The sequence below is a fragment of the Roseovarius sp. E0-M6 genome (genome assembly GCF_037083845.1).
Lineage (GTDB): Bacteria > Pseudomonadota > Alphaproteobacteria > Rhodobacterales > Rhodobacteraceae > Roseovarius.
In genome coordinates this window covers 207,464-218,796 of sequence record NZ_JBAPLA010000005.1, presented here as the reverse complement: position 1 = coordinate 218,796, position 11,333 = coordinate 207,464, and the positions used below count along the sequence as shown (strand labels likewise).

The following is an 11,333-nucleotide window of genomic DNA, read 5'->3' as shown; positions in this document are numbered from 1 at the left end:
GCTGACATGTCGTTTGGCTCGATATCCAAACTCAGTTTTCACTGCCGCGCATCGGCACCTTGGCCGAAGAGAGCCTCCGGCTTTTCGTTGCGCTTGATGCTGAAGCCAACTCGGCGCGGAGTGCAAAAGAAACCCAAGCCGCAACATAGCTAGAAAGTCTGTCGTTCCTGTATTTTGCAATCGCAATTGGCAGAGACAACGACTGGGTAACGCCTCCCTTATGTCAGAAATTCGGATTTCCCTACACCGTTTCGCGCTCGAATACCTCGGTCAGGATTTGCAGACACTCGATCGTCTCGGCCATATAATCTTCGCAATACCCGGACGCGTTCTCCAGCACGCTAAGATATGCACAGGACAAACCTGTCACTTTTTTCCAAGCAATTACAAAACCTAATGATGCATTGCGGCATGTCGAAAGCCTGTATCGCCGGGTTCTCTTTGGGGGGGATGATCGCCCGCCGCTTTGCGCAGGACGTGCCGTCAATGACGCGTGCGTTGATCATCCTCCATTCCCCGCACAAGCGCAGCGCCGAGGCGCAAGCCGCCATTCTGGCCCGTGTGGAACAAGCCCGCGAGATGGGCCCGGCGGCAACGGTCGATGCGGCGCTCGAACGCTGGTTCACAGATGCCTACCGGACGGCCAACCCGGCGATGATGGACACCGTGCGCGGCTGGGTTCTCGCCAATCGCACGGGCATCTATGACACGATATATCGCGTCCTCGCTGACGGCATTGACGAAATCGTGTTGCCTGAGCCGCCGCTCTCCTGCCCGGCGCTGGTGATTACCGGAGACGAGGATTTCGGCAACGGGCCTGAAATGACCCACGCCATCGCGGCCGAGATCGACGGCGCCGAGGCGCTTGTTCTGCGCGGCCTGCGGCACATGGCGCTCGCCGAAAACCCCGGCGCTATCAACCTGCCGATCCGGCGTTTTCTGGACGATCTTGCAAAGGAACCGGAATAACGCCCCGCCGATCCTCAAAGCCGTCCGCGTTCCGGACCCGAGCGTTCCGCCTTCCGTGGACTGACAGGGGCAGACTTATGTTTCGGCAACGCGGCAGGCGCGGTCTCAAAGCGCCGGGATCCACTGCCAAGTTGATAGGCGCCGCAAACGCCTGACCACGCACAGTCTGCTTTTGGTCACGGTCGCAATTATCCAAGCTATGGCTCAGACCTCAACCCTTGCGGCCACGACGGGAAGACCCGGGCAACCCATATGGCCCCGCTCGCTGCCCCCTAAGCTTGTGACGCAAGCGCCACAGCATCTTGATGCCCCGCGCACAGATTTGAATAACCGTTGACTTCAAGGTGCATGACGCCAGCTAGCTAAAGAGCAAACTGACAAAGGTAGTTTACGTTTGAGAACTTATCCCATTCCCTTCAATGAAGAAGCGCGGCTTCGAGCGGTATTTTCAGTACCGGGATTAACCGAGGACAATGCCGGGGTATTCACTGCGATTTGCGAAGCAACGAGGAAGCTTCTCGACTGTCCGATCGCTCATATCAGTGTCGTTGAAGACGATACTCAATGGTATAAATCCGTGGTGGGGATCAAGCTTGAGCGGATGCCGAAGGACAACAGCTTCTGCGCTCATACCATTATGTAAGGCGAGCCTCTGGTCGTCCCCGATTTGCGTGCGGACCCTCGGTTTGAGGCGCACCCCATGGTCGTCGACGGGGGGGCCGGGCGCCCGTTTCTACGCCGGAGTGCCGCTGATATTATCGTCGGGGCATCGTTTTGGAAGTTTGTGTGGGCTTGATCTGGTGCCCCATGACGCGCCCACAGATCAGCAAATGGCTATTCTTGCGGATTTGGGCAAGGCAGTCGTGGCTGCATTGGAAGGTGTCCCGCCAGCGCCGCTGGACCAAAAAGAAGATGACGCCGCAAAGTCCACTTTCATTATCCTGGTGGGGCATGAGCTGCGGACCCCACTAACAATTCTCTTTGGCAGTTTACAACTTCTTGAAGCAACTGCCGAAAATGGCACAAACAAAACTCTGATGAGTTCCGTCCGCAAATCGGCCAAGCATCTGATCGGGCTTGTTGAAACGATTATCGCTTATAGTGATGCCACAACCGGCGAACTCCGGCTTAATGAGAAAATCTACAATTTGGAAGACCTGCTCGCCGATACCGCCGACGTGAGTCTACCGGGCGCAGACGGTGTGCTAAAGACGGTTCGTGTCGCGAGCGCTTCCCATGCGACGCCCATCTACATCGACCCCGATCAGGTGAAAATGGCTTTGAACGCTCTGGTTCTCAATGCAATAAATCACGGGGGCAACAAGATCACCGTGGGAAGTCGCCTCGACGCATCCGGGAACATCGAGCTTTCGATCACCGACGATGGTAGGCTTGACGAAAATGTCGAGCTGGCGGGACTTTATGAACCGTTTGTTGTCGGCGGTGACATCAACAACAGGGATACACGGGGCGGACTGGGCCTGGGGCTGCCACTGACACGGAAATTGGTTGAGCTTCATGGCGGCGAATTCGAGGTGATCGCTGCCGAAGATCACACATCTGCCATCATCCGCCTACCTTCGTGGCGTGCAAAAGCCGCTCAAGCGGGCTAACTGGTTTTTATTCTTTCTTACTGGCGTGGCCATTTCGAGGGCACCTCTAACTGCAGAAATTTCAGGCATTACAATCCCGGTCATCCGAACAGTATCGGTGCCGATACTGTCCAAACACTGGTTCAAATCATGTATGACAATCGGCCCGAAGCGCATGCAACGCCTGAATGCCGCGCTGCGTTTTGCAAAAATCTGTGAGCCACGTTATTCACGAAACACTCCAAGCGAACGCTCAGCTCCCCCTCTACCATGATCCGGGCGGCCTGTGCGCCTGTTACCAATGCTTGCACAGGCCGCAAACCTCCCCATATTTCCATCATTCCCTTGACGTGAAATCAAAGAGGCCACGATGGGCTATGTGAAGACAGCGATGCTGATGGCGGCGATGACCGCGCTTTTCATGGGCGTGGGTTACCTGATCGGCGGAACGGGCGGCGCGGTGATCGCACTTGTCGTTGCGGCGGCAATGAACGGTTTTACATGGTGGAACTCCGACCGCATGGTCCTGCGCATGCACAACGCTCAGCCGGTGACAGCAGGCGACCGGATGAGCCTTCATGCCTTGACCGCCAAGCTTGCGCGGAACGCGGACTTGCCCGAACCCAAGGTCTATCTGATCGACACGCCGCAGCCCAATGCCTTCGCCACCGGTCGCAACCCCGCAAACGCGGCGGTGGCGGTGACGACGGGTCTGATGCGCAGCCTGACGCGGGAGGAACTGGCCGGTGTGATCGCCCACGAGCTGGCCCATATCCGCAACCACGACACCGCGATCATGACCATCACCGCAACCTTCGCCGGTGCGGTTTCGATGCTGGCCAACTTCGCGCTTTTCTTCGGCGGCTCGCGCGAGCGGCTGGGACTGGTCGGCACGCTCCTGATGATGTTTCTTGCGCCCATGGCGGCGGCATTGGTGCAGATGGCGATCAGCCGAACACGGGAGTATGCCGCCGACAAGGCCGGTGCCGAGATCTGCGGTCAGCCACTCTGGCTGGCCTCGGCCTTGAAAAAGATTGCAATGGGCGCATCCCGGATCGACAACCACGCGGCCGAGCGCAACCCGGCGACGGCGCATATGTTTATTATCAATCCATTGCACGCGCACAAACACGACAGCCTCTTCGCGACACACCCTGCGACCGAAAACCGCGTGGCCGCTCTCCGCGCAATGGCAGCGCAACGCAAACCGGGCTCAGGTGCGGCCGATCCGCCCCTATCCGCCAGCCGTGTTCCCAATACTCGGACCCGTGGAAAAACCGGACCTTGGGTCTGAACACGTCCTTTTTCTGTACGATAAGCCGCGGCCATCGAATTCGACTTGTCGCAGGATTGATATCTTTGCCAAGAAATTCGTCCTGAAACCACCACTTAGACGTGCTTCCCAGTGGCATCTCCCACCAATCCGATGCGGATGCGGCACCCCCGCGTGGCGGCCCGCACATCCTGACGTGAGGTTGGCTTGATCGACATCAATGAAATTGATCGTTTGATCCTTCATCATTCATTTGGCCTTGAAGGGAGATGAGAAAATGATTTCGAATATCTTGGTCGCAACGGACGGCTCTGACACGGCGGATCGTGCCATTGACCTTGCCGCGAACTTGGCATCCAAACTCGGCGTTCCGCTGACTATAGGGCATGTGCTGCAACATGGCGCCCGGGCGGAGGAGTTGAACCGAATGGCGGAAGTTGAGCATTTGGTGCGCCACGCCGCCGCTGAGACACGCTCGGGTCTCGCTAACGTCCCGTTAAACCTGGATGCCATGGTCGCTGGAGACATCTCCGGCGCAGAAAAGCAGCGGATTATCGGCGTAATCGGCGACGAAATCGTGAACCGTGCTGCAAGGCGCGCGCAAGACGCGGGCGCAACGGATGTTTCCACCCATGTCGTGAACGGAGATTACGACGACGGCATACTGGAAATGGCCAAAGACGTTGGGTCAGATACGATCGTGATCGGCCAACGCGGCTTGGGAAGAGTCCAACGGATGTTCCAGGGGAGCGTATCCAAGAAGGTCAATGAGAAGGCTGAATGCACGGTCGTAACCGTGCGTTGACGGGGCTTAAACCTATGACCACGCCCGGGCGGTCAGGCCCGCGTTCCGGCGCCGACAGGTGTTCGGACAGGACATCACGCCGGCCTCGACCGGTTTGTTCCAAACATCGGTAATGGTGGCACCTAAAGCATCCCAATAAGCGCCTGTAGTGAACTGATCCCGGATGGGCATGTCTGCGATGATGCAGCGCAGGTGCGCTGCAGTCGCAAAGCAAGTCGGCACGCAAAAAAGGGATGCCACCCATGTGGCCCGAACCACGCCCGCCTTATTCCGGCAGGCTGAACACCTGTCCCGGATAGATCAGGTCGGGGTCACGGATGCGGTCGCGATTGGCGTTGAAGACTCGGACATAGAGGATTCCCTTACCATAGCGTTCACGCGAGATGGCCCATAGGGTCGACCCCGGCTGCACCGTCACGACGTCGACGCGCGTGGTGCCAGTCTCGGTATCGGCCTGCGCGCGGGCCTCGGTCTCGGCGATCACCGCCTCGTCCTCGCGCTTGAACGGGGTTTCGATCCGCGATGCGACCGTGCCGGAGTCAGTGACCTCGTCGATGCGCAGCGTATAGACACCGGTATCGACCTGCGGCAATTCGGTGCGCCAGCGGCCATCCTCGGCGATCCGCGACGTGGTTATCGGCGTATTGTCGAGATAGACCCGCACAAAGGCCCCTTCGGCCCCCCGCCCGGCAAGCTGCACCTCGCCCGCGTCGTCATAGGTGATCGCATCAAGCGCGACACGGCTGAGAACCTGCGGTGCCGCCGCGGGCTGAAGCACTTCAACTCCGTCCTCCCCCGCCAAAAGCACCGCCTGTCCGCCGCGCGCGTCTGGCTCCGTGGTATCTGCCGAAGGCGCGGCCTCTTCGGCCTTGGTCTCGGCGGTTTCGGTCGCCTGTGAAGGTTCCGTGCCGTTGGCCGGGTCCACTGCGGTCGCTGCCTCAGGTGTCTCTTGCGCATCTCGGGTCGCGATATCTTCGGGCTGCGTCTCTTCCGAAGGTGCCTCCGCCACCTGTTCCTCCTCTACCTGCTCCTCTGCGACCTGCTCCTCTGCGGGCCTGCCTTCAGCGACCTCGGTATCTTCGCGATCTGCCTCCGTGGGCTCTACATCCGGGGATGGCGCGCTCTCGGCTTGCCCGTCCAAAGGCTGCATCTCCACGGGCTCGGACCCGGAGTGTTCAGTGCCCGTCGCCTCATCGGGTTCCGTCTCGGACATCGGTTCTTGTGGGTTGGTCTCCGGCGTCAGGGCCGCCACCTGATCTGATGTCCCGGTCTCGTCCGCCTTGGCGTCGGGCGGCGTCGGCGCGACGATCACCTCCTGGCGCGCCTCGATCGTCTCACCGTCCTCATCCCGCGTCATACGCAGCGACACAACACGCGGCGCATCACTGGGGGCAATGGTGACGAACTCGGCAAACTCTCCCTTCGCGTCGATACTGGCCTCGGTCATGTCACTCCCATCAAGGGTGATCACCGTGCGCCAGCCCTGCGCGCCGCGCCCCGCGATGATCGCGCTGCCATCAGGGTCCAGCCGGAACAGGCTTATCTCGGGCGGTTCAGGAAGGTCCGGGGTCGGTTCGGGCTCCTTGACACTCTCGCGCTCTACCGGGTCGGCGCTCTCGGGCTCTACGGCCTTCGCGCTCTCGCGTTCCACGTTTTCCTCCGGTGCCTCCACCGCAGGACGCGCCGCGTCCTCCGCGCCGGGTCCGGGCACGGTTGCATCACGCGGATCGGGCACAATGCCCGATACCATCAGGGCGCCGCCAACCACGACCGCAACGGCCACGCCGCCCAGCGCCGCCAAGGCCTGACCTCCGGCCATTCCCGCGAATTTACTCATGAGTGTCCTTCCACCGCTCCGCGCTTTCGACGCGCGGTTGCGCGACCTTAGCAACAGCGCCGCGGGCGGTCAAAACAAGGCTGCACAAAGGCCCGTGAGCGATGCAAAAAGGCCCGCCGCGGAGATGTGTCCGCGCCGGGCCGGCAATCTGTCAGAATGTCATGCGACATCCGCTCACATGCGGCTGGCCACGTTCTCCCAGTTGACGAGGTTGTCGAGGAAATTCTCAAGATAGGCGGGCCGCTTGTTGCGGAAATCGATGTAGTAGGAGTGCTCCCATACGTCACAACCCAGAAGCGCGGTCTGACCAAAGCAAATGGGGTTCACGCCATTCTCGGTCTTGGTCACCTTGAAGCTGCCATCGGTATCCTTCACGAGCCATGCCCAGCCGCTACCGAATTGGCCAGCACCTGCGGCCTTGAACTCGTCCTTGAACTTGTCGACCGACCCGAACGTGTTGTTCAGCGCACTTTCAAGCTCTCCGGGCATCTTGCTATCGCCAGGGGTCATCATTTCCCAGAACTGGTTATGGTTCCAAAGCTGGCTGATATTGTTGAAAATGCCCGACTGCGCGACGGCGTTCGGCTCATAGGTGCCCTTGATGATCTCCTCAAGAGACTTGCCATCCCACTGGGTGCCCTCAATCGCCTTGTTGCCATTCGTGACATAGGCATTGTGGTGAATGTCATGGTGATATTCCAGCGTCTCGGCGGACATGCCTTTATTGGCCAATGCGTCATGCGCATAGGGAAGATCAGGAAGTTCGAATGCCATGGTGGCCCCCTTATCGGTTAAACTTTGACTTACGCCATTGATTGAGGATTCCCTCGACTGACGTCAAGGGCAGAGCCTCATTATCTTGGATGCAACGCAAAGAGCGGGGCCGAAGTTCCCCTCCGGCCCCGCTCTTTCTACTTGTGCCACGACCCGAGACGCGCGATCTCACGCGTCGTGATAGCCAACCTCGCCACCGCTCAGCGCCGCCGTCTTGAGAAGATTGAAGGCATATTCAGCGACCGAACGGAAACAGACGATCATGATCGTCTCATTGTCGGGCATCCAGAACGCTCCGGCAATCTGCGCCAGACGCGTGCGCCGGAAATCGCCCGGCTTGAAGGCGTCACGCGCCATGTCCACCGGTGCGAGCTTGGCCAGAACGTCGCGCACCTGCCCGCCCCTGAGGGCAAAGATCGCGCGCGCATCCGACACGTTGACCGCAAGAAAATGCTCTCCCGCAAGGGCCGCCTCAAGCCCCGACAGAATATCACCCACCTCGCTATAAGGCACCAGCAGAAGAAGCTCGTCGGGCGACATCCACGCCACTGATTTTTCCCCCGCCGAGGCGATCATCCGCTGTCCCGGTACATCCGCGCCCACAGCCGCCTTGACCGCCTTTTTCACCTTGGCCGACGACAGGTCGCCACGCAGCGTGATCATCCCGTGAAGGCCGGCATCTTCTACCCGGACGATACCATCATGGAACGCGCCCGCCATTGCGCTGACTGGTTCAGACATTCTGCTTCTCCCCGTCCTTGTCATAGAAGATGGGATCGACCACCTTGGCCTGCACCACCGCGCCATCCACCTTGGGAAAGTCGATCACCTCGCCCATGCGGTCCGGCCCGTTATGCAAAAGGCCCATGGCGATACCGCGCTCAAGCGTTGGGGAATAATAGGTCGACGTGACCCGCCCCTGCGTGTTGCGCTGGCCGTTCTTGTTGGTGCCTTCCGCAACGGCATAGGCCCCTTCGGGCAGAACCGAACCGTCCAGCGTTTCCAGCCCCACCAGTTTCCAGCGGTTCGGATCGGCCATGTGCGACCGCTCCTGCGCGCGCTTGCCCAGATAGTCCTCTTTCTTCTTCGAAATGGCCCACTGCATGTTCAGGTCTTGCGGAATGACCGTGCCATCCGTCTCGTCCCCGATCATGATAAAGCCCTTCTCGGCCCGCATCACGTGCAACCCTTCGGTGCCATAAGGCATCACGTCATGCTTTGCGCCCACCTCCAGAAGCTTATCCCAGAGGGCGCGTCCATAACTCGCTGGCACGGCGATCTCATAGCTGAGTTCGCCCGAGAACGAGATGCGATAGGCCCGCGCCGGAATGCCATGGAGCGTGATGTCCTTCCAGCCCATGAAGGTCAGACCATCGGCGCTGATATCGTCCTCGGTCAATTCCTCGAGAACCTCGCGCGCCTTCGGGCCCACCACGGCGATCTGGGCGTATTGCTCCGTCACGTTCGCGGTATAAACCTTCCAGTCCCACCATTCGCATTGCAGCCAGTCTTCCATGTGGCCATGGACACTCTCGGCCCCGCCGGTGGTGGTGTGGCACAGGAAGGTGTCCTCGTCGATGCGCGCAACCACGCCGTCATCCATTAGGAACCCGTTCTCGTTACACATCAGCCCATACCGACACCGGCCCGGCTTAAGCGTGCTCATCATGTTGGTATACAGCATGTCGAGGAATTTCCCCGCATCCGGCCCCTTGACGATGATCTTGCCAAGCGTCGAGGCATCCAGAAGGCTCAGCTTGCCGCGCGCCTGATTGATCTCACGCGTGACGCTCTCGCCGTGGCTTTCGGTGCCCCGGGTATAGCAATAAGGCCGCCGCCACTGATCAACCGGCTCAAAGAACGCGCCGTTTTCCTCGTGCCAGCCATGGATCGGCGTCTTGCGGATCGGCTGAAATATCTCACCCCGCGCCTCGCCCGCGATCGAGCTGAGCGAGATGGGCGTATAAGGCGGGCGGAACGTGGTGGTGCCCGTCTGCGGAATCGGCTGATTGAGCGCATCCGACAGGATCGCCAGACCATTGATATTACTCAGCTTGCCCTGATCCGTCGCCATCCCGAGGGTGGTATAGCGCTTGGCGTGCTCAACGCTCTCATAGCCTTCGCGCGCGGCCAGTTGCACGTCGCTCACCTTCACATCGTTCTGGTAATCCAGCCACGATTTCATCCGAAGCTTGATGCCCGCCCCCTGCGGCATGAGCCAGACAGGCTCGATCGGGTTCTGCGCCGGGCTCTCGCCCTTGGGGGCCTTGCTACCGGCCGCATCGTGACCTGTGGCCTTGGCGGCCTTGCGGCCCGCGGCGTCCGCATCGGAGAGCACCGCACCAAGGTTCGTCTCACCGTTGGCCGTGCCCGCGACAATCACAAACGGCTCACCGCGCGCGCCGGTCGGCGCTTTATCCACATCCGGGCGGAAACACGCCTGAGCTTCGTCCCACACCAGCTTGCCACCGCAATGCGACCACAGATGCACGACCGGCGACCAGCCACCCGACATTGCCACCGCGTCACAGGCGATGTCCTCAAGGACCGCGCCCTCGCCCGCCTGATTGCAGATTGTGACACCCTCAACGCGCTTGCCGCCCTTGACCGATGCCACGCCCTTTCCGGTCTCGACACGGATACCAAGCGCCTTGGCCTCATCCCCCAGAGCGCCCGCGCCGCCGGGACGCGCATCGATGATGGCGGGCACATCAAGGCCCAGTTTCCTAAGCGTAATTGCCGTAAGGTAAGCGTCGTCATTATTCGTCACGACGACCGTCCGGTCGCCCACCGACACCCCGTAATCAACGGCGTAATCGCGCACCGCACTGGCCAGCATGACCCCCGGAATATCGTTCCCGGCAAAGCTGAGCGGCCGTTCGATCGCGCCGGTGGCTGTGATGGTCTGACCGGCGCGAATACGCCACAGACGGTGGCGCGGTCCGGGCGCGTCAGGCTGATGGTCGTTCACCCGCTCATAGCCAAGAACATAGCCATGATCATAGACCCCCGCGCCCATCGTGCGCAGGCGCATGGTCACGTTGTCCATCGCATCCAGGTCCGAGACGATTTCCTCCACGAACTTATCCACAGGCGCGCCATCGACCTCGCCGCCATCGACCGGCGCACGGCCACCCCAATGCGCGGTCTGCTCGATCAGCATGACCTTCGCACCGGACTTGCCCGCGGCCTTGGCCGCCTGAAGCCCGGCGACACCGCCACCGATGATCAGGACATCCACGAACGCATAAAAATGCTCATACCGATCCGGGTCACCGGCCTGCGGCGCCTTGCCAAGACCCGCCGACTTTCGGATGAACGGCTCGTATATGTGTTTCCAGAACGGCCGGGGAAAGATGAAGGTCTTGTAATAGAACCCGGCAGGCAGGAACCGGCTCAGCTTGGTGCTCACCGCGCCCACATCGAACTCAAGACTCGGCCAATGGTTCTGACTGATACAGCTCAGCCCGTCATAAAGCTCGGTCGTGGTGGCCCGCTGGTTCGGCTCGAACCGCGCGCCTTCGCCCAACCCCACGAGCGCATTGGGCTCCTCGCCACCGCTCGCCACGATACCGCGCGGGCGGTGGTATTTGAACGACCGACCCACAAGCATCTGGTCATTGGCCAGAAGCGCACTTGCGATCGTGTCGCCCTCAAAGCCGCGCATCCGCTTGCCGTTGAAGGTAAATTCCATCGCGCGGCCCTTGTCGAGAAGGCGACCGCCCTTTGCCAGGCGCGTGCTCATGAGAACTCCCTCCAGCTCCAACCCGGCCGCTTGGCCGAGATCTTGTCCTTGATATCCTGCGGCGGCTCATGGGTCTGGGCGCTATAGGTGCCGTAAACTTCCATGGTCACCGTATCGCGCGCGGCCAGAAACCACTTGCCACAGCCATTGGCGTGCCGCCAGCGTTCCAGATGCACACCCTTCGGGTTCTCCTTGGCAAACAGGTAGTCATGGAACTCCTGCTCGCTCGAACCGGGGCCATATCGCCTGAGATGCGCTTCACCCCCCGCGGCGAATTCGGTTTCTTCACCCGCCACACCGCAGCAGGGACACTCCAGGATCAGCATGTGACACTCTCC

The 11,333-nt window shown here is 60.5% G+C and carries 9 protein-coding genes; 4 read left to right on the top strand and 5 right to left on the bottom strand.

All coding sequences use genetic code 11. The features are described from left to right. Positions 1-411: 411 nt before the first annotated feature. The 4 genes from V8359_RS14025 (at position 412) to V8359_RS14010 (ending at position 4,639) form a co-directional block, all read left to right on the top strand. On the top strand, positions 412-969 hold the full coding sequence (locus V8359_RS14025) for an alpha/beta fold hydrolase (protein WP_336429642.1): 558 nt from the start codon (positions 412-414) through the stop codon (positions 967-969). Between the two features lie 830 nt (positions 970-1,799). Next, positions 1,800-2,582, top strand: a complete 783-nt coding sequence (locus tag V8359_RS14020) for a sensor histidine kinase (RefSeq protein ID WP_336429641.1) — start codon at positions 1,800-1,802, stop codon at positions 2,580-2,582. A gap of 349 nt (positions 2,583-2,931) precedes the next feature. Beyond that, complete coding sequence (htpX, locus tag V8359_RS14015; protein WP_336429640.1) at positions 2,932-3,855, top strand: zinc metalloprotease HtpX; 924 nt, start codon at positions 2,932-2,934, stop codon at positions 3,853-3,855. 256 nt (positions 3,856-4,111) lie between these two features. Next, positions 4,112-4,639: a universal stress protein gene (locus V8359_RS14010; protein ID WP_336429639.1), complete on the top strand. Its 528-nt coding sequence runs from the start codon at positions 4,112-4,114 to the stop codon at positions 4,637-4,639. Positions 4,640-4,904: 265 nt separating this feature from the next. Here V8359_RS14010 and V8359_RS14005 read toward each other — a convergent pair whose 3' ends face one another. The 5 genes from V8359_RS14005 to V8359_RS13985 all read right to left on the bottom strand — a co-directional run bounded on the left by V8359_RS14005 (position 4,905) and on the right by V8359_RS13985 (position 11,321). Further along, positions 4,905-6,476: a LysM peptidoglycan-binding domain-containing protein gene (locus V8359_RS14005; RefSeq protein ID WP_336429638.1), complete on the bottom strand. Its 1,572-nt coding sequence runs from the start codon at positions 6,474-6,476 to the stop codon at positions 4,905-4,907. Positions 6,477-6,650: 174 nt separating this feature from the next. Beyond that, positions 6,651-7,250, bottom strand: a complete 600-nt coding sequence (locus V8359_RS14000) for a superoxide dismutase (RefSeq protein WP_336429637.1) — start codon at positions 7,248-7,250, stop codon at positions 6,651-6,653. Between the two features lie 168 nt (positions 7,251-7,418). After that, positions 7,419-7,991, bottom strand: a complete 573-nt coding sequence (locus tag V8359_RS13995) for a sarcosine oxidase subunit gamma (protein ID WP_336429636.1) — start codon at positions 7,989-7,991, stop codon at positions 7,419-7,421. Then, positions 7,984-10,995 carry a sarcosine oxidase subunit alpha family protein gene (locus V8359_RS13990; RefSeq protein ID WP_336429635.1) on the bottom strand — a complete coding sequence of 1,004 codons (3,012 nt, stop codon included), beginning with the start codon at positions 10,993-10,995 and terminating at the stop codon, positions 7,984-7,986. The genes V8359_RS13995 and V8359_RS13990 overlap by 8 nt, the downstream gene beginning before the upstream one ends. Continuing rightward, positions 10,992-11,321 carry a sarcosine oxidase subunit delta gene (locus V8359_RS13985; protein WP_336429634.1) on the bottom strand — a complete coding sequence of 110 codons (330 nt, stop codon included), beginning with the start codon at positions 11,319-11,321 and terminating at the stop codon, positions 10,992-10,994. Before V8359_RS13985 ends, V8359_RS13990 begins: the two co-directional genes overlap by 4 nt. Positions 11,322-11,333 lie beyond the last annotated feature (12 nt).